The sequence below is a fragment of the Pantoea sp. sgz302252 genome, from assembly GCF_047713085.1.
In the GTDB taxonomy this organism is placed as follows: domain Bacteria; phylum Pseudomonadota; class Gammaproteobacteria; order Enterobacterales; family Enterobacteriaceae; genus Scandinavium.
Genome location: NZ_JBLFJW010000048.1, coordinates 1 through 25781 on the forward strand (window position 1 = coordinate 1; position 25781 = coordinate 25781).

At 53.5% G+C, this 25781-nt stretch carries 17 protein-coding genes, 1 rRNA gene, 2 pseudogenes and 1 riboswitch; of the genes and pseudogenes, 5 read left to right on the forward strand and 15 right to left on the reverse strand.

The features are described 5' to 3' along the window. Window positions 1–220 (forward strand): annotated as a pseudogene (locus tag ACLW56_RS23450) (IS110 family transposase); the annotation flags it as partial. A 78-nt stretch (window positions 221–298) separates the two neighbouring features. Here the strand turns inward: ACLW56_RS23450 and pgi are convergent. Then, on the reverse strand, window positions 299–1945 hold the full coding sequence (gene pgi / locus ACLW56_RS23455; RefSeq protein WP_330986061.1) for a glucose-6-phosphate isomerase: 1647 nt from the start codon (window positions 1943–1945) through the stop codon (window positions 299–301). 268 nt (window positions 1946–2213) lie between these two features. Then, a riboswitch (Lysine riboswitch) is annotated at window positions 2214–2408 on the forward strand. Window positions 2409–2487: 79 nt separating this feature from the next. Here pgi and lysC point away from each other — a divergent pair. The 3 genes and pseudogenes from lysC (at window position 2488) to ACLW56_RS23470 (ending at window position 4485) form a co-directional block, all read left to right on the forward strand. Further along, on the forward strand, window positions 2488–3849 hold the full coding sequence (lysC, locus tag ACLW56_RS23460; RefSeq protein WP_330986062.1) for a lysine-sensitive aspartokinase 3: 1362 nt from the start codon (window positions 2488–2490) through the stop codon (window positions 3847–3849). 166 nt (window positions 3850–4015) lie between these two features. Then, window positions 4016–4166 (forward strand): annotated as a pseudogene (locus tag ACLW56_RS23465) (DNA-binding protein). Between the two features lie 46 nt (window positions 4167–4212). Further along, on the forward strand, window positions 4213–4485 hold the full coding sequence (locus tag ACLW56_RS23470) for a DUF3811 domain-containing protein (protein WP_330986063.1): 273 nt from the start codon (window positions 4213–4215) through the stop codon (window positions 4483–4485). Between the two features lie 179 nt (window positions 4486–4664). Here ACLW56_RS23470 and ACLW56_RS23475 read toward each other — a convergent pair whose 3' ends face one another. The 9 genes from ACLW56_RS23475 to metH form a co-directional block, all read right to left on the reverse strand. Beyond that, on the reverse strand, window positions 4665–5612 hold the full coding sequence (locus tag ACLW56_RS23475) for a fimbrial protein (RefSeq protein WP_330986064.1): 948 nt from the start codon (window positions 5610–5612) through the stop codon (window positions 4665–4667). Window positions 5613–5624: 12 nt separating this feature from the next. After that, complete coding sequence (locus ACLW56_RS23480; RefSeq protein ID WP_330986065.1) at window positions 5625–8135, reverse strand: fimbria/pilus outer membrane usher protein; 2511 nt, start codon at window positions 8133–8135, stop codon at window positions 5625–5627. A 57-nt stretch (window positions 8136–8192) separates the two neighbouring features. Then, window positions 8193–8843: a molecular chaperone gene (locus ACLW56_RS23485; protein ID WP_330986066.1), complete on the reverse strand. Its 651-nt coding sequence runs from the start codon at window positions 8841–8843 to the stop codon at window positions 8193–8195. A gap of 122 nt (window positions 8844–8965) precedes the next feature. Then, window positions 8966–9523: a fimbrial protein gene (locus ACLW56_RS23490; RefSeq protein ID WP_330986067.1), complete on the reverse strand. Its 558-nt coding sequence runs from the start codon at window positions 9521–9523 to the stop codon at window positions 8966–8968. 21 nt (window positions 9524–9544) lie between these two features. Beyond that, on the reverse strand, window positions 9545–10099 hold the full coding sequence (locus ACLW56_RS23495; protein WP_330986068.1) for a fimbrial protein: 555 nt from the start codon (window positions 10097–10099) through the stop codon (window positions 9545–9547). A gap of 465 nt (window positions 10100–10564) precedes the next feature. Next, window positions 10565–11254, reverse strand: a complete 690-nt coding sequence (locus ACLW56_RS23500) for a helix-turn-helix domain-containing protein (RefSeq protein WP_330986069.1) — start codon at window positions 11252–11254, stop codon at window positions 10565–10567. 491 nt (window positions 11255–11745) lie between these two features. Beyond that, window positions 11746–12627, reverse strand: a complete 882-nt coding sequence (rluF, locus tag ACLW56_RS23505; RefSeq protein ID WP_330986070.1) for a 23S rRNA pseudouridine(2604) synthase RluF — start codon at window positions 12625–12627, stop codon at window positions 11746–11748. Window positions 12628–12703: 76 nt separating this feature from the next. After that, window positions 12704–14335 carry a Na/Pi cotransporter family protein gene (locus tag ACLW56_RS23510; protein WP_330986071.1) on the reverse strand — a complete coding sequence of 544 codons (1632 nt, stop codon included), beginning with the start codon at window positions 14333–14335 and terminating at the stop codon, window positions 12704–12706. Window positions 14336–14569: 234 nt separating this feature from the next. Continuing rightward, window positions 14570–18253, reverse strand: a complete 3684-nt coding sequence (metH, locus tag ACLW56_RS23515; protein WP_330986072.1) for a methionine synthase — start codon at window positions 18251–18253, stop codon at window positions 14570–14572. A gap of 181 nt (window positions 18254–18434) precedes the next feature. Here metH and iclR point away from each other — a divergent pair, with 181 nt between their 5' ends. Continuing rightward, entirely contained in the window at window positions 18435–19262 is an 828-nt protein-coding gene (gene iclR, locus ACLW56_RS23520) for a glyoxylate bypass operon transcriptional repressor IclR (RefSeq protein WP_330986073.1), read from the forward strand. Window positions 19263–19334: 72 nt separating this feature from the next. Here iclR and aceK read toward each other — a convergent pair whose 3' ends face one another. The 5 genes from aceK to rrf form a co-directional block, all read right to left on the reverse strand. Then, window positions 19335–21062 carry a bifunctional isocitrate dehydrogenase kinase/phosphatase gene (aceK, locus tag ACLW56_RS23525; RefSeq protein WP_330986074.1) on the reverse strand — a complete coding sequence of 576 codons (1728 nt, stop codon included), beginning with the start codon at window positions 21060–21062 and terminating at the stop codon, window positions 19335–19337. Between the two features lie 74 nt (window positions 21063–21136). Beyond that, window positions 21137–22441 (reverse strand): isocitrate lyase, encoded by a 1305-nt coding sequence (gene aceA / locus ACLW56_RS23530; protein ID WP_330986075.1) that lies wholly within the window; start codon window positions 22439–22441, stop codon window positions 21137–21139. A gap of 32 nt (window positions 22442–22473) precedes the next feature. Further along, on the reverse strand, window positions 22474–24075 hold the full coding sequence (gene aceB / locus ACLW56_RS23535; protein ID WP_330986076.1) for a malate synthase A: 1602 nt from the start codon (window positions 24073–24075) through the stop codon (window positions 22474–22476). A gap of 268 nt (window positions 24076–24343) precedes the next feature. Then, entirely contained in the window at window positions 24344–25273 is a 930-nt protein-coding gene (gene metA, locus ACLW56_RS23540; RefSeq protein ID WP_330986077.1) for a homoserine O-acetyltransferase MetA, read from the reverse strand. 259 nt (window positions 25274–25532) lie between these two features. Next, a 5S ribosomal RNA gene (gene rrf, locus ACLW56_RS23545) occupies window positions 25533–25648 on the reverse strand. Window positions 25649–25781: the final 133 nt, after the last annotated feature.

Sequence of the window (25781 nt, forward strand, 5' to 3'; positions counted from 1 at the left end):
GAAAGTGGGTAATGCAGAGTTGCGCAGCGCACTGTATATGCCAGCGGTTGTGGCAGGAAGGTACAATGAGGTGGTGAAAAACCTGATGGAAAGGCTGTCAGCGAGAGGGAAGACAGGAAAAGAACGGGTATGTGCAGGGATGAGAAAACTGCTGCAGCTGGCCTATGGCGTGGTGAAATCCGGACGCGAATTTAATGCTGAGATACCACTTGCCGGATGACCGGCAAGACGGTATCTCTCCCACGGGGAGAGGGTGCAAACACTAAAAACCCTTCTCTGAAGAGAAGGGTTTTACGGTTTATTTCCAGGCTTTATAACGGTTGATCAGACCGTTGGTAGAGCTGTCGTGGCTGCTGACGTCTTTGTCATCACCCAGCTCTGGCAGGATGCGGTTGGCCAGCTGTTTGCCTAACTCAACGCCCCATTGGTCGAAGGTGAAGATGTTGAGGATCGCGCCCTGAGTGAAGATTTTGTGCTCATACAGCGCAATCAACGCACCCAGGCTGAACGGTGTGATTTCGCGCAGCAGGATGGAGTTGGTTGGACGGTTGCCTTCGAACACTTTGAACGGCACCACGTTTTCCAGCGTGGCCGGATCTTTACCCTGGTCACGGTATTCCTGCTCAACCACTTCACGTGATTTACCGAACGCCAGCGCTTCAGTTTGCGCAAAGAAGTTAGACAGCAACTTCGGATGGTGATCGGACAGCGGGTTATGGGTAGTGGCCGGTGCGATGAAATCACAAGGAACCATTTTGGTGCCCTGGTGAATCAGCTGATAGAACGCATGCTGACCGTTGGTGCCAGGCTCACCCCAGATGATTGGGCCCGTCTGGTAATCCACCGCGTTGCCGTTACGATCAACGTATTTGCCGTTGGATTCCATGTTGCCCTGCTGGAAGTACGCCGCGAAGCGGTGCATATACTGGTCGTACGGCAGGATGGCTTCGGTTTCTGCACCAAAGAAGTTGTTGTACCAGATACCAATCAGCGCCAGCAGCACTGGCAGGTTTTTCTCTGGAGCGGTCGTGGAGAAGTGCTTGTCCATCGCGTGTGCGCCGGAGAGCAGCTCAACAAAGTTGTCGAAACCAACAGACAGAATGATCGACAGACCAATTGCAGACCACAAAGAATAACGGCCACCGACCCAGTCCCAGAACTCGAACATGTTGGCGGTATCAATCCCGAACTCACCCACCGCTTTACCGTTGGTAGAGAGCGCCGCGAAGTGCTTCGCCACGTGCTTCTGGTCACCGGCGGTTTTCAGGAACCAGTCACGCGCGCTGTGGGCGTTGGTCATGGTTTCCTGAGTGGTGAAGGTTTTGGACGCCACCAGGAACAGCGTGGTTTCCGGGTTAACTGTTTTCAGCACTTCGGCGATGTGGGTGCCATCGACGTTAGAGACAAAGTGCATATTCAGGTGGTTTTTGTACGGACGCAGCGCCTCGGTCACCATGAACGGGCCAAGGTCAGAACCGCCGATACCGATGTTCACCACGTCGGTAATCGCTTTGCCGGTGTAACCTTTCCAGCTTCCAGAAATGATCGCTTCGGAGAAATGCTTCATCTTCTCGAGAACCGCATTCACTTCCGGCATCACGTCTTTGCCGTCAACAATAATCGGGGTATTGCTACGGTTGCGCAGGGCAACGTGCAGAACCGCGCGGTCTTCAGTGCGGTTGATCTTCTCGCCAGAGAACATGGACTTGATGGCGTCCGCCAGGTCTGTCTCTTTCGCCAGCGCCTGCAGTTTGCTCAGTGTCTCTTCGGTAATGCGGTTTTTGGAGAAGTCCACCAGCATAAAATCGTCAAACGTCGCGGAAAACTTGGCGAAACGATCGCCATTTTTCGCGAACAGGTCGGCGATCGATACGTCCTTCATTTCATCGTAGTGTTTCTGTAATGCCTGCCAGGCAGAGGTCTGCGTTGGATTGATGTTTTTCATAGCAATACTCTTCTGATTTGAGAATTGTGACTTCGGTCGATTGTAGCGCCTGCGACGGTTTTTGTGATGATTTTTGTGTCATTAGGTGTTTTCTCACCTTTCTCAGAGATGGCATGGGCGCGGCTCAGTAGCCTGATTGCCAAAGGCGCCGCCGTCGCCCTGTACGCTGGTGGCGATTGTGGAAAGTGAAAAATCACCCTCATCGGATCGTTGACAACACCCCCCGGAACCCTTTATTTATTAAACCCTACCTGCGTGCTCGCGTGCGCAGGCCAGAAGAGGAGCATCGCCCAGGCGAAGTGTTTGAGGAGCCAGTCCGCAGACAACACTTTAGGGGGAGCGATGCCGAGATAGCAGAGCATCTGGCAGTGTTCACTATCGGCTACAGGGGCTGAATCCTCTGGGCTGTCACCGGAAGTGACCCACAGTCGGGCGCTTCGCAAGGTGGAGCGCTTCTGGGTGAACTGTAGCCCTCTACGTCTGCCCTCCCGCTCTTCCCTTGTGCCATGGCTGAGAATGTAATCCCCTGACACGAGGTTGTTATGACACATGCAGTTTCCCCGCTCGTTGTAGCCAAATTTGGCGGAACCAGCGTCGCCGACTACACCGCCATGAACCGCAGTGCCGACGTGGTGCTTTCCGATCCTTCGGTTCGTCTGGTTGTGCTTTCTGCCTCCGCAGGCGTCACCAATTTGCTGGTTGCTCTGGCCGAAGGCCTGGAAGCGACCGAGCGGTTCGTTAAACTCGATGCTCTGCGCAAAATCCAGTTCGACATTCTCGAACGTCTGCGCAATCCCAATGTGATTCGTGAAGAAGTTGAGCGCCTGCTGGAAAATATCACCACCCTGGCGGAAGCCGCGTCACTGGCAACATCGACCGCCCTGACCGACGAACTGGTCAGCCACGGCGAGCTGATGTCCACCCTGCTGTTTGTTGAAATCCTGCGCGAGCGTGACGTACAGGCGCAGTGGTTTGATGTGCGCAAAATCATGCGCACCAACGACCGCTTTGGCCGCGCTGAACCCGATGTGGCTGCATTATCAGAACTGGCTACATTGCAGATGGCCCCGCGTCTGGCGGAAGGGCTGGTGATCACCCAGGGCTTTATCGGCAGCGAAGCCAAAGGCCGCACCACCACGCTTGGCCGCGGCGGCAGCGATTACACCGCAGCGCTATTGGGCGAAGCGCTGCACGCGACTCGCGTTGATATCTGGACGGATGTTCCAGGGATTTACACCACCGATCCGCGCGTCGTGCCAGCGGCAAAACGCATCGATGAAATCGCCTTTGAAGAAGCCGCTGAAATGGCGACTTTCGGCGCGAAAGTACTGCATCCAGCAACCCTGCTGCCTGCCGTGCGCAGCGATATTCCGGTGTTTGTGGGTTCCAGCAAAGATCCTAAAGCGGGCGGCACGCTGGTCTGTAATAAAACCGAAAACCCGCCGCTGTTCCGTGCGCTGGCACTGCGCCGCAAGCAAACGCTGTTGACGCTGCACAGCCTGAATATGCTGCATTCCCGCGGGTTCCTTGCGGAAGTCTTCGGCATTCTGGCGCGCCACAATATCTCCGTCGATTTGATCACCACTTCAGAAGTGAGTATTGCGCTGACGCTGGACACCACCGGTTCAACGGCCACCAGCGACATGCTGCTGACACAATCCTTGCTGATTGAGTTGTCCGCCCTGTGCCGCGTGGAAGTAGAAGAGAACCTGGCGCTGGTCGCATTGATTGGTAACGACCTGTCGAAAGCTTGTGGCGTGGGTAAAGAGGTGTTTGGCGTGCTTGAACCGTTCAACATCCGCATGATTTGCTATGGCGCATCCAGCCATAACCTCTGCTTCCTGGTGCCTGGCGCTGAGGCAGAAGAAGTCGTGCAAAAACTTCATCACAATTTGTTTGAATAAAAATCCTTCGCAGGATAAACAATACCTAAGGCCGGGCTCGAACCCGGCTTTTTTATACCTATAAGACACACAACACATTAAAGGAAAACACGATGTTATCTCTGCTGACGCGGCGGTTCCCGTTATGGGCCGTGCTGCTGGCGATGCGCTGGTCGATGATGAATGCATCGCCATTTTCATGAATGATGCCCTGGAAAACCGGGCTTTCACGCGAGCAGCTTTACCGCTCGTTCAGCGATAAGGGCAATCCGACCTTAAAAACCACGCTGGCGGTGATGAAAGCGCTGGGCTTTGGACTGACAATCAAGAATACTTAAGGTCTTCCGTAAGCAGCATACGGTCCATCTACCAGAGGTATACAGCATGGCAACTCCACGTCTGACCCAGCAGGACATGACCGAGCAAGAGCAACGCGAGCTGAAAACCCTCCTCGACCGCGCCCGCATCGCGCACGGGCGCCCGCTGACCAACGCTGAAAATAATCATCTGAAGAAAGAGTACATTGACAAGCTGATGGCAGAACGGGAAGCCGAAGCGAAGAAAGCCCGTCAGTTGAAGAAAAAGCAGGCTTACAAAGTGGATAAAGAAGCCACGTTTTCGTGGACGGCGAATACTGCCCCTCGCGGGAGACGGTGATTATCGCTCCTGAATAAACACAGCCCAATCAAAACAGCATCATTACCAGAGAATCCAGCGTAAATTGACGGGTTCTCTGGTTGGCGACATCGGACATGCAGAGCTGGGGAATCTGTGATTCCCCAGCGACATCAGATTATGTTAACTGAGGTTTTCACCTTCGCTAAACAGACACAGGGTTACTGATAGGTCATCGTGAATGCCACTCTGGCATTAATGGTGCCGGGCGTGATGTGGTCGAGTATCTGAAAATACCGCGCCTGAAGCGGAATGCTGAACAGGCCGTCCGCACTCGTGCTCCCGGCAGGAAGCAGCGTGTTAAATTCCACCGGCACGCCTCCCATCAGCATCTGGATACCCACACCGGTGGCCGCTCCCGTGACAGCATCCCCTTCCAGCACGCCCTTCAGGCGCTGGGCGTTTTCTCCCTGAGTCGTCAGTGGCGCAAACGTAATGTTTATATTGGTGTTTTTATTACAGTCCAGCGCTATCTGAAAATCCCTGACGCTCGCAACGCTATTGACCCCTTTCAGGGTCTTTTTATCCAGCGAGCCCATCGGCACGACAATGGACGGGGTTCTCACCTGGCAGGAGGCCTGGGTGACCGTCCCACCGGCCAGTGTGAACCGCTTTGCCGTCACCACACCGCCGTCCTGACCGGTATAATTCACCTGCAACAGGTCCTGATGCGTCAGCATACCGGGTTCCACCGGGCCGGTTTTAATCAGGCTGAATGTTACCGTGTCGTCGTCCTTAAGCGTCGCCGGGCCGTTCTGGCTGTCACTGGTGGAGCCGGTCAGCGGGGTTCCGCCCGACTGCAAGCGAATGCCCACCCCCTGCACGCCGGACTGGTACAAATCCGTGTGGCCCGGCACGGGCTGGAGGTTAACCAACTGCAGTTGCTTTGAGTACGCTCCAGCGTCGCAACTCCCCAGCGTGGCTCCGGTAGCAGGCATCATCTTCCGGAACAGCACGCTTCCCACTGGCGCATCACGCTGTACCAGAATCTCGCCGGCATCAATCGTGTCAGTCTGTGTGTCACCGGACAGCAGGCAACCTGCCGCCTGGCTGAAGTGGCTGGTCAGAAGGGCGGCCACCGCCACCGCATATAATGTGAATCCCCGCATAAAGTCTCCTTATTATTTACAGACCAGGCTCAGGTGGGTCACCGCCGCGTTTGATGCCGCCGGTAGGTTGTAGGCTGAAGAGCAACTGTTGGTGTCGCTCCATTTCACCTGCATTTTCCCGCTATCCGGGAGGCCGGTCAGGTATACCGTGCCGTCTTCATCCACAATGCCCGACGTGCTGCCGCCATCAGTAGCGGCGGAGGCTACTGCACCAAACGGCAGAGGGTTGCCCTGCGCATCCTTCAGCGTCAGCAGGGCGCGCCGTCCTACCCGGGTGGCAAAATTAGCCAGCACCACCGCCCCTTTTGTCGGAATGACATAGTTAATGTTTCGGTCCATATCCACGTTGTCCCCGAAGGTGCGAGAGTCCAGATAGATCCGGTTTTTACGATAGGGCTGAACGTAAGGCACGATGGTGTACCCTCGCCAGTCGGTTCTGACGCCGCTGTTGTTTTCCACCCGAACATCATCCGCCCCCGGCGCCTTGACGAGCGCCACCGTGTCATTCATGGGCTGGGAAAGCGTCAGGCCATTGGCGTGCGCGACCATGCCGCCCTGAAGGCCGTAGTTAACCTGTCGGGAATCCGGGTCATAGCTGTACCCGATGTTCGCCTCTCCATAGCGCCCCTTGTAATCCAGGCTGGCAAGCCCGGACGCGCCAGAATCGTCATCCCCGGAAATGTATCCCTGTGAGACGTTATAGCTGAGGTTATTGTCTTCCAGGGCCGTGCCACTAACGCCCGCCAGATGGGATGTCGGACCGTGTCTGGTGCTGTTCATGCTGTAATTCAGCCACATATGGTTGCTATTCAGGAAGCGGTCCAGCGGCACGGACAGGTTCAGCGAATAACGCCGGTCATTATCACTGCTGCCCGGCGTGTCCGTTTCTGAATAAGCCAGGGTGTATGACACGCCGGCAATGCTGTTGTTATAGGACGCCTGCCAGTTTTTCTCCTGGCCGCCCGTGTCGTAGTAATCCCGGAGATAACCACTCAGCGAGAACGCCCCCCAGGCTTGTGTGTTCTGGGTCAGAGAGGCATTAATCTCGCGTTTTTTATTGTACGAGCGGTTGAAGATATCACTGTCTGTACCTGAGTCGGAGTAATAGTCCTGCCGGTCAGAGAAGGTGAAATAGTCTTCCGTGTACTGGCTCAACGAAGCCTGCAAGGTGGTGTCAGTGATATCAAAGGTTTTCTGATACTGTTCGCGGGTTTTATATCCTGACTGAGTGGATGTATCGAATTCAGCGCGGGCGTGGGTGGTGTCCACGGACAGCGCGCCAATAACACCAAAGTTTCGCCCCACGCCGAGAGACCAGGAGGTGTAGTTGTCCGCATACTGTGTGCCGCCGTACAGGGTGAAATCAGCCGGCAGGCCGGCACTCAGCGTGCCCTGAAAAAAGTCTGGCGTTTCGGTGTCGTTGTTCCCGGAACGGTATTTCCCTGCCGTCAGGCCAAATTTATAGCGGCCTTCACGCTGGAGCACCGGGAGGGAGTTAAAGGGCACCACATACTGCGTTATCTGCCCGTTGCTTTCGCGGAGGGTGACCTGTAGATCGCCGCTGCGCCCCAGGGAGTAAAGATCCTTAATGGCATAGGGCCCCGGCGCTACCGTCGTCTGGTACACGGTGTTGCCATTTTGCTTAATGGTCAGCAGCGAAGTCGAGCGGGCAATGCCGCTGATGCGGGGGGCGAAGTTCTGCATAGAGTCTGGCAGCATGTCGTCATCAGACGCGAGCTGCACCCCTGAAAACTGGATGCCGTCAAAAACATCGCTGGGAGTAGTAAACTGCCCCAGCGTCAACGCCTCCCCCTGCCAGAACGAGTAGCTGCGCTGAAGATAGGTGTTGAGGCTGTCCCAGTGCGTGCCGCTGCTGTCATTAGCGTCTGAGTTATCACCACTGTTTCCGCCGCTGCTGTGCGTCAGGTTACCGTCATAGCGCAGACGCCATGCCTGAATGTTCAGGCCGCTGTGGATACTCAGAAAATCATTTTCACTGTCGCCGCCACCGTTCAGGTCTTTTGTCCGGGAGCCACTGTAGCTGTAATTCAGCAGCGCGGCAGTAATGCCGTTATCCCACAACGCCGACGACATGCTCCCTCTGGGAGCATCGGTCATATTCACCTGAGGCACAGAAATATCCAGACGCAGAGTACTGACGCTGAAATGCGTGGTGGCGGAAGGAATATACGTTTCCAGCCCCTGCGGAAGGGGCGCGTTTTCATCTGCCATAGGAACAGAAGCGGGAAGCAGTACCCCCATCTCTTTCAGTTGGGCCGCAGAAAATTCCGGGCGGACATCATTTTTTTTATCCGCAATAAAATTAACGCGGCGAGTGTCTACATAATTCTGGTTAAGGTAAACGTCCACGCTATAAATGCCGGGCGCCTGTCCGTTCTGGCGGGAAAAATAGTCAAGGTCAACCCCCTTCGCGTCTTCACCGCTTAGTCCGAGCATCCGGGGGTTGAATTTAATCTCATTGGCATATACGCCAGCGGCCTGTATCACCACCCCGGCGACCATCAGCAGAGAAAGTTTTTTTTTACATTCATCTTATTCTGTTTATCCGTCAGCCAGGGGTCAGAGGTTTCTGGTCATTTCTTTGGTGATGCCGCCGTAATCGTTAATAGCGGACCAGGTCATACGGGAACCTGTCGTGCCGACAACGACTTTGTCCCCCATCGGAGGGATGGTGATGGCTTTTTCTTTCACCATTACGCCGTCAAATTTCATGCTGAAAATATTAATGTAATACGGCGTCGGATTTTTCAGCTTCATGCCACTGCTGGTTCGGGAGAACGTCAACTGTTCCCAGGCGTTCTGGGCCTGGTTTTTGTTGTTAATGCTGTCCGGACGGAACAGCAGTTTGATGCGGGTGTTCAGGGAGAACTGTAGCTTGCTGTCCTTTTTGTCGGATTCCGGTGGTATCGCCATGATGTTCAGCCAGAACAGGGACTCCCGGTCCTGTGGCAGGGATGAGGTATCCGTTTTAGTGATGCGGATAGCGTTCTCCTGCCCACTGTCAATGCGAAATAGCGGCGGTGTTATCGTGAACGGTGCACTCTGATTACCCTCTTTATCAATCCAACTGCGGATAAGATAAATGCTACCGTCAGCAGTATTGCGAACCGTCAGAGGGGTCTCATTGCTGCTTTCCTCATAAATGACACGGGTACCGCTGACAGATATGGCAGCCTGAGAGGCCAAGGGAGACAGCAGAGCTGTGACCATAAGCGCGAAGCTGAATAATTTTTTCATCATAAGAGACTTTATTAGTAGAGGCGTTTCCCAGAACCAGGTAAGGGAAAAAGCCCGCAGCACAACGCCTGCGGCGGGCTATGACGGACGAACAATCAGTTATAAACGATGGAAAAACCCACCACGGAAGTGAAATTTCCGCCGACAAGGACGTCTGCGGACTGTCTCACCGCGGCGCTCAGGGCGATATTCGCCGCACCGCTGGTTACCGGATAAGTTGCCGTAGCCGCTGCGCCTGGAGAAATCTGGTTCCCCCCCGTAGCAGCATCATAAATGGCGATACCCGCACCTTTACCTGAGGAGGTAGGGTCAAAAGCAAACAGGGTGGCGTCATCCGCATCGGCAGAGCCATGTGTCACACCTGCTGTGGTGAAGCCTACTGAAGTAACCGCTGCCGGGCAGTCAACCAGTTTGATGGTGAACGGCACGCGGGCTGACTCGGAGCCTTTAGCCGTCAGAGTGCCGCGAGTAATGGTACCCATATCGACGCTCTGGTCACGGGTGTCGTTGGTCACGCTGCAGGAAGTCGCCGACACTGTCACATTCAACGTCACGGTACCGTCATCAGGCAGTGACATATCAGCCAGTGCCACGCGGTTGCCAGCAGAGAAAAGCGCACCAGCGATAAGAGTGGAAATAAAAATTTTTTTCATTTTAATTACGACCTGGCTGAATTAGTTGTAAGTGATGGTGTAACTAGCAGCGCCAGTCACGTCACCCGTCACAGCGGTATTTGTGGAAACGTAAGCCGCTGTATAAACGAGATTATTATCTCCCTCAACAATCGGCTGTGGATTACCCGGGGTACCTGTAAAGTTAACTTTGTTACTGAGTGTGGTACTGCTGGATTCCTGGTCGCCTTCAGCAATATTCCAGTACACACCGCTCACGGGTTTGCCATTAGCCACAGTGCGGGCGCTCAGGCTATACGAGTCACCACCAGTGGCTACGAGTCCCGCCCAACTCACTATTGCGTTGGAGATTGACGCTGGACATGAACTCAGAGTGATGTTGAATTTTTTATTAATTGATTTAGCGTTCGGAGCCGTTGATTGTACCGTACTCACCTGACCAAAGTTCACAACAATATCCCGGTTGTTAGCATTAATAGTGCAGGTACCGTCTTTAATTGAGCCACCGAAAGTAATAGTACCGTCTTCTGCATGTGCAGCGACTGCGCCTGTCAATAAGACAGAAAGCATTAATGAGGATAAAAGTTTGCGTTTCATATTCTTGCCTGAGTTGTAAAAAAAAACACAATCACCATTATCAAATAAATAATGGTAATGCCATTACTGCCACTGTGATGGAACACAATAATATCCCGACAGCATCACTGTGGGAGCACTCGACTTTGTCACTAAGGTATACTGTGTAATTCGAGGAATAAGGTATAAAAAAAACAGAACCGGTTCACGTAAAAAAAACTCCGAAATCGGAGAACTGTGTTGACGGAGATGATGACTTAATTGACGTGGGGTTCACTATGGCAGTGACCTGTATACTCAGCCTGTTGGCCATTCATCCACCATCTGCATATGAATAAGTCGTATGCCTGTGCCGGCCACCATCTGTGCCCGACACGCCGCTCTCTTATTATGCGGTCATCACCTGTAGTACAGCTCACTGAACCTGACGAAATTGCATACCGGTATGTGTATCAATACCTTTCTTGTCTGGACTGTAGGTGAATTTTAAAAAGATCGTGGGAGCTTATTTAGCTTTGTTAGCTTCCCACGCAATATATTGATATATCCTCCGGCTCGGAGGCTGGACAGAATTTTCATCACCTGGCTATGAGAAATCGACGTTCGCATCTGAATAAAATGTTGTACGTTGATCTCGTTTCGGACATCAGCAGGATAAATCCACAGTTCGATTAATATTGCGCGAACTTTTGTATAAGCATCCCCCCCTATAAGCTCATGCTCCCTGGCGCTCATGACCATAATACGCTGAGCCAATATTATTGCCACATCATGCCAAAGGTTTAACTCATCAATTTTTTCTGATAGCAAGCCAAATGGGATTGAATACCCACGACATTCTGTTTCCGCCAAAAAATAATGCCGAGGGCGATGTTCAATTTCGTAAAGTGAACTACAACCATCAATCAACCCGCTAACCGTGGGTGCAAATCCTGATGCAATGTGCAATGAATCCTTCTCTCGGCAAATAGAAAAAAAACCCTCTTGCAATAAAAGAACCACCGAGCTTTTATCGGGTTGAGTAAAATGGAAAATACGGCGAGCAGGGATGGTAAAAGGGGAACTAAATGGAATAAGCGCATCGTGTATCCGTTTCACCTCGTCTAAAGGTCGTGTCTGCAACGAAAGATTAAAAGAATGTAATTCATCGGTAAGATAACAGTCATTTTGATTCATATTCTATTCTCCATTTTATTTATCATTTATATAAAATCAACAAATAGATAAATAACTCAGACTTGCATTAACTAAAACCTCTTATACCCTTCTCATTGAAAACAAAAAAACAAAGGCAACCTCTCAAATGAGAGTATTATTCATTTGACAAGTATTACCGCGATCAATATGAAAACTTAACTTATAAGTCTTAAAATTCATCCAGTAATGGCAATCATTTTGGATGAAATATCGCCAACCTATTTTTCAAATAAATCATAAAATGTCTACCATTGCCAATGCAGATGTTCTCGCCGAAAAGAATCATGTTAAAATAAGGTAGCGGGATAACAGAGTCAGATGTTCCCATGAGTAGAATGGCGACTGCCTACCTGCACAAGAAGTGGTATTCATGCAAATAATGGCGTCGGGAACTGACTTCGGAGGCTAATGACAAACCTCTAACCAATGAAGATTTGTCATTAGCCACTCAATTAAAAAACTCGCTGTTTTTACCGCCCTTTCTTCTTGCGACCTGGCGCGGTAAAACGCTTACGGTTTGCCATTTCAGCCGGCGTTTTTGCCATGTTCTTGCCGCCGCTGCTGGCGGGCTTTTTCGCCGGTGTGGCGGCCGCTTTTGGCTTAACTTTCACTTTGGCAGGCTTCGCTTCTGAAGATGAATTTTCAATCAACTTAAACAGTTCAATCAGCTCATCGTCGGACAGGTCTCGCCATTCACCGAGTGGCAAGCCTTTCAGGCTAACGTTCATGATGCGCGTGCGTTCAAGCCTGGTGACTTCAAAGCCAAAATGTTCACACATGCGGCGAATCTGGCGATTTAATCCCTGAACCAGCGTGATGCGAAAAGTGAACGGCGCTTCCTTTTTTACTTTGCATTTTTTGGTGACGGTGCCAAGGATCGGCACGCCTCTGCCCATGCCCAGAATGAACTCGTCGGTGACGGGCTTGTTCACTGTCACCAGATATTCTTTCTCATGGTCGTTCCCGGCACGCAGGATTTTATTCACCAGATCGCCATGATTGGTAAGGAAAATCAACCCTTGAGAATCTTTATCCAGGCGACCAATCGGAAACACGCGGCTACTGTGGTTGACGAAATCGACGATATTGTCTTTTTCACCGCCCTCGGTGGTACTGACGACGCCCACCGGTTTGTTCAACGCGATTAACACCAGGTCGTCTTCCTGACGCGGTTCAATCAGTTGACCGTTCACTTTCACCACGTCGCCCACGGACACCTGGTCGCCAATGGTTGCGCGTTTACCGTTGATAAACACGTTTCCTTGTTCGATGTAGCGGTCAGCCTCACGACGCGAGCAGATCCCGCTTTCGCTGATGTATTTGTTTAATCGAATTGATAAGTTCGGCAGCATAGTCTCTCCTGTAGAAGGCGAACTATAGCAAAGGCCGATAGCCTTAGAAAACAGCTATCGGCCTGATGTGGAGGGGTTAATAGTCGTCGCGATCGTCGTCTTCGTCCGGTTGCTCCATCACGCTGTAGGCCACCGCACAGAACAGGGAGTTCAGACGCTTCATATCGCCCAGCAAGCCGAGGTGCAGCGAACTGGTTTCGATACTCTGCACGTTCTGCTGATGCAGCCTGTCAACGTGCGCATGCGAGTAACGGCGGTTCATAATGCGGAAGCGATGCTTGTTGCGGCGCAGGCGACGAGCACTGTCGACGTCGCCGGAGAAGAAGACCGACATCGCCAACTGCAGGTTGCTGAGCAGTTGTTCGAACAGGCCATCCAGCTCTTTAAGCCCTTCCACAGAAAACGCCCGGCGTGCGGCCAGCGATTTATCAGCGAGTTCACTGCCCATGCGTTCGATGATGTCGGACGCCTGTTCAAGGTTGAGCGACATCTCAATAATTTCCGCCCAACGGCGAGACTCTTCCTCCGCCAGTTCTTCTTTCGGCATTCTCGCCAGATAGAGCTTAATCGCGGTATATAGCACGTTCACATCATCGGCGATTTTGCGCAGCTCTTTCTCTTCACGCGGTTCGCCGTGCATCACTTTGCGCAGGCCGTCCATCATGGTTTCCATGGCATCACCTATGCGCAACGTTTCACGCGCGGCATTGGCGAGCGCCAGCGTCGGGGTATCCAGCGCAGTGGGATCAAGGTGCTTCGGCTTCAGACGCGCGTCCAGCTCCGGCACGTCCTGAATAAGGCGTTTACAGAAGCGCGCCATCGGCTCAACAAACGGCACCATCGCCAGGCAGCGGATCAGGTTGTAGAACACGTGGAAATAGATAACCAGTTCCGATTTAGCCACCGGCAGTTTGGCCATGTTGTCCGCCAGAATATGCACGAACGGCAGCACAATCAGGCTGCCCACCAGCTTGAACAGCAGGCTTCCTAGCGCAACACGGCGTGCGGCGGCGTTGGCGGCGCTGTTATTGAGCATCGCCAGCAGGCCAGAACCTAGGTTGGCACCAATCACCAGACACAGCGCGACAGGGAAAGAAATCACCCCGGTTGCCGTCAACGTGGCCGTTAGCAGCACGGCTGCAAGGCTGGAATAGGTGATCACCGCAAACAGCGCGCCAATCAGCGCATCCAGCATGATGTCGCCCGTCAGCGAGGCGAAAATCACCTGCACGCCATTGGCCTGGGTAATCGGGTGGACGGCCTGAACAATCAGTTCCAGCGCCAGCAAAATCAGCCCAAGGCCGATGCCCACGCGCCCCAACTGGCCTGCACGCGTTTGCTTACGGCCGAGGAAGAAAATGACGCCGACAAAAATCAGCAGCGGCGACAGCCACGAGAGATCAAACGTCAGGACTCGCGCCATCAGCGCGGTCCCCACATCGGCGCCTAAAACAATCACCAGAGCAGGCGTGAGCGCAACCAAGTCCTGCGCCACAAACGAGGTGACCAGCATGGTGGTGGCGTTGCTACTTTGCACCAACGCAGTCACGCCGATGCCCGCGCAGAAGGCAAGCGGTTTCTTCTCGACGCTACGGCTAAGAACGGTACGCAGACGCGCGCCATAAACGCGCATGACGCCGGTACGGACGATATGAGTGCCCCACACCAGCAGGGCGATAGCAGAAAGCAGGTGTAACAGTATCAGCACGGATGTTTGTTCTCCTTATCGTTATAGATTTTCCTTTGGAGCCTCTGCCGGGCGGCACTGCGTTTGCCCGGCCTACAATAAGCTTTAGGTCAGTTTGTAGGCCCGGTAAGCGTCAGCGCCACCGGGCAATGAGTGCCATAAGGCAGGATGCCAATAGCTTAAGTATATGAGTTATTGCAGTAGAAAGAGACAGGGCACCGTGACGGTGCCCTGTTTGTTGTAAGAAAAGATGAATTAATCAGCGTCATAGCCGAGGTTCGGTGCCAGCCAGCGTTCGGCTTCCGCCACGCTCATGCCTTTACGACGAGCGTAGTCCTCGACCTGATCGCGCTGAATCTGCGCCACGGCATAGTACTTACTGTCCGGGTGACTGAAGTACCAGCCTGAAACCGAAGCACCGGGCCACATGGCGTAGGATTCAGTGAGCTTCATTCCAGTGTGCGTTTCCGTATCCAGAAGTTCCCAAATCGTGGCTTTCTCGGTGTGCTCCGGGCAGGCCGGATAGCCCGGTGCCGGACGGATACCCTGGTAATTTTCACGAATCAGCTCTTCGTTGCTCAGGTTTTCATTGGCGGCATAACCCCAATACACCTTACGCACGCGCTCATGCAGATATTCGGCAAACGCTTCTGCCAGACGATCCGCCACCGCTTTGACCATGATTTTGTTGTAATCATCGTGCTGGGCATCGAACGCTTCTGCCAGGGCATCTTCTTCCAGGCCGCCCGTTACCGCAAATGCGCCAATGTAATCCGCTTTACCGGAAATTTTTGGCGCGACGAAATCAGACAGACAGTAGTTAGCAAACCCAACTTTCTCCGTTTGCTGGCGCAGATGATGACTGACCGTCAGCACGTGGGTACGGGTTTCATCGCGATAAATCTCGATATCGTCACCGACGCGGTTGGCCGGGAACAAGCCCACCACGCCACGCGGATTCAGGGTTTTCTCGGCGCTGAGTTTGTCGAGCATTTCGTTTGCATCAGCGAACAGACGCTTCGCTTCTTCGCCGACGACTTCGTCTTCGAGAATGCGGGGATACTTGCCCGCCAGCGACCACGTCATAAAGAACGGCGTCCAGTCGATGTAGTTACGCAGCGTTTCGATACTGGCGTTGACCGCCTGCACGCCCAATCGGTGCGCCACGGGCGGGGTGTAGTTTTCCCAGTCGAAAGCCAGATCGTTATCGCGTGCTGCCTGCAAAGAAACTGGCGGCGTGCGCGGTTTCTTACGTGCGTGCTGAATACGCACCGTTTCGTATTCCTGGCGAGTGCGGGCAACAAAGTCATCACGCTGTGTTGCCGAAAGCAGTGCCGACACCACGCCAACCGTACGCGAGGCGTTCTGCACGTAAACTGTCGGGCCGCTGTAGTTCTGCTCGATTTTCACTGCCGTGTGCGCTTTAGAAGTGGTTGCTCCGCCAATCAGCAGCGGAATGGTGAAGCCCTGACGCTCCATCTCTTTCGCCACGTTGACCATTTCATCCAGCGACGGCGTGATAAGCCCGGACAAGCCAATCAGGTCGGCGTTCACTTCACGTGCGGTTTTGAGGATTTTATCCGTCGGCACCATCACGCCAAGATCGATAATCTCGTAGTTATTACATTGCAGCACCACGCCAACGATGTTCTTGCCGATGTCATGCACGTCGCCTTTCACCGTGGCGATCACCATCTTGCCGTTAGTCTGGCCTTTCTCTTTGCTGGCCTCGATAAACGGTTCGAGATACGCAACAGCCTGTTTCATCACGCGGGCGGATTTCACCACTTGGGGCAGGAACATTTTCCCTTCACCAAACAGGTCGCCGACCACGTTCATGCCGTCCATCAACGGACCTTCAATCACCTCAATCGGGCGTGAGGCTTGCTGGCGGGCTTCTTCAGTGTCCTGTTCGATAAACTCAGTGATGCCTTTAACCAATGAATATTCGAGGCGCTTTTTGACTTCCCAACTGCGCCATTCGGCCTGCTGAGTGTTCGCCGCTTCATCGGTTTTGCTGCCACGGTATTTCTCTGCCAGGTCTAACAGACGTTCTGTGCTGTCATCGCGGCGATTGAGGATCACATCTTCTACTGCGTCGCGCAGTTCGGCAGGAAGGTCGTCGTAAATCGCCAGCTGTCCGGCGTTCACAATCCCCATGTCCATGCCGTTACGGATGGCGTAGTAGAGGAACACAGCGTGAATCGCTTCGCGCACCGGATCGTTGCCCCGGAAAGAGAACGACACGTTGGACACACCGCCGGAAATCAGCGCGTGTGGCAATTCACGTTTGATATCTTCACACGCGCCGATGAAGTCCTGCGCGTAGTTGTTGTGCTCTTCGATGCCGGTCGCGACGGCGAAAATATTCGGGTCGAAGATGATATCTTCCGGCGGGAAGCCAACTTCTTGCGTCAGAATTTGATAGGCACGACGACAGATTTCAATTTTACGCGCGCGGGTATCGGCCTGGCCGACTTCATCAAACGCCATCACCACCACAGCTGCGCCGTAACGACGCACTTTTTTGGCGTGATGGACAAACGCTTCCACCCCTTCTTTCATCGAGATGGAGTTCACGATGCCTTTGCCCTGAATGCACTTCAGGCCTTTTTCGATGACCTCCCATTTTGAGGAGTCGATCATGATCGGCACGCGCGCAATGTCTGGCTCGCCAGCAATCAGGTTGAGGAAACGCACCATTGCCGCTTCGGCATCGAGCATCCCTTCATCCATGTTGATGTCGATGATCTGCGCACCGCTTTCGACCTGCTGACGCGCCACATCCAGCGCTTCGCTGTATTTCTCTTCTTTAATCAGGCGCTTGAATTTGGCAGAACCGGTGACGTTGGTACGTTCGCCCACGTTCACAAACAGGCTGTCGTCGCCGATGTTCAGCGGCTCAAGGCCAGCCAGGCGACAGGCAACCGGGATTTCTGGCAGCTTACGTGGCGCAAGGCCAGCCACTGCACGGCTCATCGCCGCGATATGTTCTGGCGTGGTGCCACAGCAGCCACCCACAATATTCAGGAACCCGGCTTCCGCCCATTCGCGAATTTGCAGCGCCATGGTGTCGGCATCAAGATCGTATTCACCAAACGCATTCGGCAGACCGGCGTTGGGGTGCGCTGTCACGTAGCAATCGGCAATGCGAGACAGTTCCTGCACATACTGGCGCAGTTCATCTGGCCCCAGCGCGCAGTTAAGGCCGAAAGAGAGCGCGTCCGCATGGCGAAGTGAGTTGTAGAACGCTTCGGTCGTCTGCCCGGAGAGCGTACGGCCAGACGCATCGGTGATCGTGCCGGAAATCATGATCGGCAAATCGACGCCCAGCGCCTCAAATTCCTCTTTCACCGCATAGATGGCCGCTTTGGCGTTGAGCGTATCGAAGACGGTTTCAATCAGAATCAGGTCTGAGCCCCCTTCCACCAGCGCTTTGGTGGATTCGCGGTAGGCAATGACCAGTTGATCAAACGTGACGTTACGAAACGCCGGGTCGTTCACATCAGGGGAAATGGACGCGGTACGGTTGGTTGGGCCAAGCACACCTGCGACATAGCGTGGTTTGTCTGGCGTGCGGGCTGTCCACTCATCGGCGCAGGCGCGCGCCAGTTTCGCGGCTTCGAAGTTAATCTCCGCCGACAGCGACTCCATCTCGTAATCCGCCATCGCGATGGTGGTGGAGTTGAAGGTGTTGGTTTCGACGATATCCGCCCCGGCCTCAAAATAGGCGTTGTGGATGGCGGCGATGATGTCCGGTTGAGTCAGCACCAGCAGGTCATTGTTGCCCTTCAGGTCGCTGGACCATTGGGCAAAACGCTCACCACGGTAATCTTCTTCGTTCAGGCGATAGCTTTGGATCATGGTGCCCATGCCGCCATCCAGAACCAGAATTCTGTCTTTTAATTGTTGGTGTAACTGCTTCACGATGGTGCTCACACGGACTCCCGACAACGCTCTTCTCATCAGGCCATAGTGGCATATTCAGCCAGTGCGGAAAAGAGAGCCGGCATGAACATGAGAGATGTTCAGGACCACTGCTCCGATCAGTTCTGAAAGCGGTTGCATTATAATCAGATAAAACGAAAATGATTTCCACGATACAGAAACGGAGGCCATCATGGTTACAACCACGCCCGCCAAACGCGGCAGAAAACCCACCCCTGCTGCTGCCGCTCCGGCGGTTGGTCAGGTTCAGTCCTTAACTCGTGGCCTCAAACTTCTTGAATCCATTGCTGAATCTCACGGTGATGTCGCGTTAACGGAGCTGGCGCAGCAGGCTGGCCTGCCAAATTCCACGACACACCGTCTGCTGACAACAATGCAGCAGCTCGGATTTGTACGCCAGGTAGGCGATTTAGGCCACTGGACGGTGGGCGCACATGCTTTCATTGTCGGCAGCAGCTTCCTGCAAAGCCGCAACCTGCTGGCTATCGTGCACCCGATTCTGCGCAAATTAATGGAAGACTCCGGCGAGACGGTAAACCTGGCGGTGCTCGACCAGAGCGATCATCAGGCGATTATCATCGACCAGGTACAGTGCACCCAACTGATGCGTATGTCCGCGCCGATTGGTGGCAAGCTGCCAATGCATGCCTCCGGAGCCGGTAAAGCGTTTCTGTCTCAGTTGAACGACGAACAGGTAAGCGGTTTACTGCACCGCAAAGGGCTGCACGCTTATACGCACGCCACGCTAGTGTCGCCCGTGCATCTGAAAGAAGATTTGGCACTGACGCGTAAACGCGGTTATTCGTTTGACGATGAAGAACATGCGCTGGGCCTGCGCTGTCTGGCGGCATGTATTTACGATGAGCACCGCGAGCCGTTTGCGGCGATCTCCATTTCCGGGCCGATTTCACGCATGACCGATGACCGCGTGACCGAGTTGGGTGCGCTGGTGATTAAGGCGGCGAAAGAAGTGACGCTGGCTTATGGTGGGACGAAGTAAGTGCGCATTGCCCGGCGGCGCAAGCTTGCCGGGCCTACAGGGTTTTGTAGGCCTGATAAGGCGCAGCCGCCATCAGGCACCAAATCGAATACAGAAACGCTGATATTTTCGGTAAGCAAACACATCCTCGACATGCCCTTCGCGTATTCGCGTCTGCAGGCCGCGCCAGTAATCCGCTCGCAGTAAATCCGCGTGCATTTCCTCAAAGAGTGGCCCGATACGCGCATCAGCACACAGCCAGTGGCGAAACTCTTCCGGGAACACATCACCCGGTGAGACGCTGTACCACGGCTCGCTGGCGAGCTCATCTTCCGGATAGCGCGGCGGCGGGATGTCGCGGAAATTCACTTCGGTCATATAGCAAATTTCGTCGTAATCATAGAACACCACTCGCCCATGGCGCGTGACGCCAAAGTTCTTAAACAGCATATCGCCGGGGAAAATATTGGCGGCCGCAAGCTGGCGAATCGCATTGCCATATTCTTCCACCGCATCGCGCAGTTGCTGCCCGTTCACCTGCTCAAGCCACAAGTTTAACGGCACCATCCGACGTTCAATATAGAGATGACTGATAACGATGCGGTCGCCCAAATCGGTGATTTTCTGCGGCACTTCCTGCCAGAGTAAATCGAGCAGCGCGGGAGAAATCTGCCGTTTCTCCAGCACGAAATTTTCAAACTCTTGGGTATCCGCCATGCGACCTACGCGGTCGTGCTCTTTGACCAGTTGATAACAGGCGCGCACATGCGTCGCCGTCATTTCTTTCTGCGGCGCAAAACGGTCTTTAATCACCTTAAACACCCGGTCAAAACCGGGCAGCGTGAACACCAGCATCACCATGCCGCGTATACCTGGCGCTTCAATAAACTGCTCGTCGGTATTACTGATCCAGGTGAGGTATTCACGATAACTTTCCGTTTTGCCATGTTTCTGGCAACCAATCGCCATGTACAGTTCGGCAGTGCTTTTGCCCGGTAAAATTTCGCGCAGCCATTCGACCAGCGCCGCCGGCAATGGCGCATACACCATGAAATAAGAGCGGGCGAAACCAAACACAATGCTGGCCTCGGCGCTGGTTGTCAGGCAGGTATCGACAAACAATTCGCCCTCATCGCTGCGATGAATCGGCATCAGCAACGGCACCATGCCATCAGGCGTGTGCAGCTTGCCGACGAGCCATGCCGCTTTGTTGCGATAAAACAGCTCGTTCGCCACTTGCAGATGCGAATCGGCCAGTTGCTGCGAACCAAACGTTTCGGTCAGATGCGCCACGATGTAGTCAACGTCACGCACTTTGTCCTGCCACGGCAGCCGCAGTGGCAAATCACTCAGCACCTGATTGAACAAGGCTGCCCAGCCTTTATGCGGATAAAAATCTTTCGCTAATGGACGAGGGATCGTGCGAAAGCGCCCTTCAGGCTGAGAGCTGAAGATAAAAAGCCGCTCGGGAGTCAGCGAGCGGTGGTCAAATAACCGACAATACACAGAGTTAAAAAAGCTTTCGGCAATTTCAAAGCGAGGATAATCAGGCAACAGCGAGGTGTAGTGCTCTTTGACCCGCAGCAAAAAATCCGCATCAGGGCTTTTGCCGTCGGTGATACAGCGCAGCTGCTCAACCACTAATCCCACGTGGTGATCGTAGAGATGAATACGCTGTTTCATGGCCTGCTGCACCGCGTGCCAGTCAGCCTGTTCAAAGCGCTGCTGCGCGCCGGAAGTGACTTCCAGAAAGCGACCATACTGCGCATCAAAGCCTTGCAGGATGGTTTGGGCAATCAGTAGTTCCAGACCACGCGGCATATTTTCCCCTCAGGTAGCAACGGCTAATGCATTTCCCCCTCTCCCCCAGGGAGAGGGGGAAAACACATGCAGGCTCAGAACTGCGACTCTTCCGTAGACCCGGTGAGCGCCGTGACGGAAGAAGCACCGCCCTGAATGATGGTGGTCACTTTGTCGAAGTAGCCGGTGCCCACCTCCTGTTGGTGAGAAGCAAAGGTATAGCCCTGTTTTCCAGCCTCAAACTCCGGTTGTTGTACCTTCTCGACATAGTGTTTCATGCCTTCGCCTTGTGCATAGGCGTGCGCCAGGTCGAACATGTTGAACCACATGCTGTGGATACCCGCCAAAGTGATGAACTGGTATTTGTAGCCCATCTCTGAGAGTTGCTGCTGGAAGCTGGCGATGGTTTTGTCATCGAGATTTTTCTGCCAGTTAAACGACGGCGAGCAGTTGTACGCCAGCAGCTTACCCGGGTATTTTGCGTGAATAGCTTCAGCGAAGCGGCGTGCCAGATCGATATCCGGCGTGGAGGTTTCACACCACACCAAGTCTGCATACGGCGCGTAAGCCAGACCACGGCTGATAGCCTGCTCAATACCCGCGCGGGTACGGTAGAACCCTTCGCTGGTGCGCTCGCCGGTGATAAATTCGCTGTCATACGGGTCGCAATCGGAAGTGATCAAATCCGCCGCATCTGCATCTGTACGGGCAATCAGCAGCGTTGGCACACCAAGCACATCCGCCGCAAGGCGCGCAGCAACCAGTTTCTGAATGGCTTCTTGCGTTGGCACCAGCACTTTACCGCCCATATGGCCGCATTTTTTCACCGAAGCCAGCTGATCTTCGAAGTGAACGGCTGCTGCTCCGGCTTCAATCATCGACTTCATCAGTTCGAAAGCATTCAGCACGCCACCAAAGCCAGCTTCTGCATCAGCCACGATCGGCAGGAAGTAATCCACAAAACGCGGATCGTTTGGTTCAATTCCGGATGCCCATTGGATCTGATCCGCACGACGAAACGTGTTGTTGATCCGATCCACCACTGACGGCACCGAGTTCGCCGGGTAGAGCGATTGATCCGGATACATGCTGGATGCGAGGTTGGCGTCCGCCGCCACCTGCCAGCCAGAGAGGTAGACCGCTTCAATGCCTGCTTTCGCCTGTTGCAGTGCCTGCCCGCCGGTGAGTGCACCGAGGCTGTTCACGTAGCCTTTCTTTGATTCGCCATGCAGCAGACGCCACATTTTCGCCGCGCCGCGCTGCGCCAGCGTGCATTCCGGGTTCACCGAGCCACGTAATTTCACCACCTCTTCCGCGCTGTAAGGGCGACGAATGCCTTCCCAGCGTGGGTTTGTCCATTCCTGTTGTACTTCTTCGATTTGTTGGGTACGGGTTTTCATTGGCAAGTGCTCCATGATTGTTTTGAGGTGGGTTAAGCCAGCAGGCGATAGCCAGGCAACGTTAAGAAATCAACGAGTTCATCAGAGGTGGTGATTTGTTCCATCAGGCGCGCCGCTTCATCGAAGCGACCGCTGCTGAAGCGGTGCTCGCCCAGCTCGTCCTGCACAACCATTAACTCTTCGGCCAGCATCTGGCGGAACAAGGCTTTGGTCACCGGTTTGCCGTTACTGAGCGTTTTCTGGTGGTGTATCCATTGCCAGATAGAGGTTCGGGAGATCTCAGCGGTTGCTGCATCCTCCATCAGGCCGTAAATCGGTACACACCCATTACCGGAGATCCAGGCTTCAATGTATTGCACCGCCACGCGAATATTGGCACGCATGCCTTCTTCGGTGCGTTCGCCCTCACATGGGGCCAACAGCTGCTCGGCGGTAATCGGCGCGTCTTCTTCACGCGTGACAGAGAGCTGATTATGTTGCTCGCCCAGCGCAGTGTTGAACACGCCCATCACCGTGTCACCCAGCCCAGGATGCGCAATCCAGGTACCGTCGTGGCCGTTTTTCGCTTCCAGCACTTTGTCTGCTTTCACCTTGTTGAGCACCCAGCTATTACGCTCGCTCTCTTTGCTCGGGATAAACGCAGCCATGCCGCCCATCGCAAAAGCTCCGCGCTTGTGACAGGTCTTGATCAACAGACGTGAATAGGCGCTGAGGAACGGTTTATCCATCGTCACAACCTGCCTGTCCGGCAACACGCGGTCAGGGTGATTTTTCAGGGTTTTGATGTAGCTGAAGATGTAATCCCAGCGGCCACAGTTCAGGCCAACAATGTGGTCCCGCAGCGCGTGCAGGATCTCGTCCATCTGGAAGACCGCTGGCAGCGTTTCTATCAACAGCGTCGCCTTGATCGTTCCGCGTGGCAGGCTGAAGCGATCTTCTGTGTAGCTGAACACTTCGCTCCACCAGGCCGCTTCCTGCCAGGCCTGCGTTTTGGGCAGATAGAAATAAGGGCCGCTGCCTTTAGCCAGTAAGTTTTTATGGTTGTGGAAAAAATAGAGCGCGAAATCAAACAGGCTGCCGGGAATCGCTTCCCCACGCCAGGTGACGTGCTTTTCAGGCAGATGAAGGCCACGAACACGGCAGATCAGTACAGCAGGATCGGGTTGCAACTGGTAGATTTTCCCGGCTTCGTTGGTATAGCTGATCGTCCCGTTCACGGCATCACGCAGGTTGATCTGCCCGTCGATGACCTTATGCCAGTTTGGTGCCAGCGAATCTTCGAAATCAGCCATGAAGACTTTAACGTTAGCATTCAGCGCGTTAATCACCATTTTGCGCTCAACGGGCCCGGTGATCTCAACGCGACGGTCCAGTAAATCCTGAGGGATCCCGCGAATCTTCCACTGCGAATTACGAATGGAATCTGTTTCCGAAATAAAATCAGGCAACTTGCCATCGTCAATCTCTTGCTGTTGCTGAATGCGTGCTGCCAGCAGCTTGTTACGCTTCGGCGTAAATCGGGTCACCAGCTCACTGAGAAATTCCACGGCTTCGGGCGTCAGGATCTGCTGCTCCTGCTCGCCAAATGGCTGGCTAAAGGCCAGTTCTTCGATGGTGGTTGCCTGTTGTGTCATTGCGCAGCTCCTCGTTATTGATCTCTGGTCACTTCCCAGTGCGACCTGAGATCGTTGGATGGTTTTCGTTCAGCTCGATTTAAGCCTACGCAATAATTTTCCAAAATCAAAAACAATTTCCATTTTTAAATTAACTTTCACATAACGTTTTGATAACAAAGAAATTAAAGTTTTAGTGTGTCTGGAGAGGGTTTTCGGAAATAAAAAAGGCACCCGAAGGTGCCTGATATGGAGTGCTGAATCGCTTTACGATCGCCAGAGTGGAGGATTACTCCAGGGTAGGATTCATATGGCGCAGATCGTATGGTGTGATCTGGTAGACGTAATAGTTCAGCCAGTTAATGAACAGCAGGTTTCCATGACTACGCCAGGTGGCCCGGGGTTTATTTTGCGGATCGTTTTGCGGGAAGTAATTGTAAGGCACTTCCGGGGAAAGACCGGCCTCTTCATCACGGAAAAATTCACTGGCCAGCGTATGCGCATCGTACTCTGGATGCCCGGTCACGAAGGCAATTCGCTTGTCTTTGCTGGCAAACAGATAGGCATCACCGTCTTCTGTTTCGGCCAGGATCTCCAGGTCGGTGTAATCACGAATCAGTGCGGCCGGAAAATCTGCATAACGTGAATGAGGTGCCAGGAAGGAGTCATCAAACCCGCGGGTCAGTAAGGCGTGTGGGTGCAAAATGTGGTGTTCATAGACGCCAGAAAGCTTTTCGGTACGGGTTTGCTTCGGAATGCCATACAGAATATTCAGCGCAGCCTGCACCGCCCAACAGACGAAAAGCGTCGAGGTAACGTGATCTTTGGCCCATTCCAGTACCTGCTGGATTTGCGGCCAGTAGGCGACATCGTTAAATTCCACCAGACCCAGCGGGGCACCCGTCACAATCAGACCATCGTAATTATCGTTGCAGATGTCTTCGAAGTTGCAGTAGAAATTGTTCAGGTGCTCCGTGGGCGTATTCCGTGATTCTCTGGCATCGATGCGGAGCAACTGGACATCAACCTGCAACGGTGAGTTGGAGAGCAGGCGCAGAAACTGGTTTTCCGTCTCGATTTTCTTTGGCATCAGGTTGAGGATCAGCACCTTCAGCGGACGAATTTCCTGATTTGTCGCGCGAGAAGCCGTCATCACGAAGACGTTTTCTTCCCGCAAGAAATTGACGGCTGGTAGCTCGTCCTGCACCCGAATCGGCATAACCTTATTACCTCACAGCATACGTTTAAACGTTTAGACATCCAGATAGCTGACGATAACCAGGAATCAGCAAAATGTCGAGCCTGCATGTGAAAGGTGAGAAAGTTTCACGACTGACAAGGAGCTCAAAGGAAACTGTGGATATATCTGTGGGTAAAGCGGGGAGAAGCTGTGAATACCGAGGATAATTTTTGCACTTACCATGATCAGGAAAAACAAAAGGCCCAGCCTTTCGACTGAGCCTTTCGCTTTATTTGATGCCTGGCAGTTCCCTACTCTCACATGGGGAGACCCCACACTACCATCGGCGCTACGGCGTTTCACTTCTGAGTTCGGCATGGGGTCAGGTGGGACCACCGCGCTGTTGCCGCCAGGCAAATTCTGTTTATCATCCCGTTTGTTACGGGATGATGTATCTGGTTCAAGCTGATAATTTCGTCTCTCACGCCAAAACAGCTTCGGCGTTGTAAGGTTAAGCCTCACGGTTCATTAGTATCGGTTAGCTCAA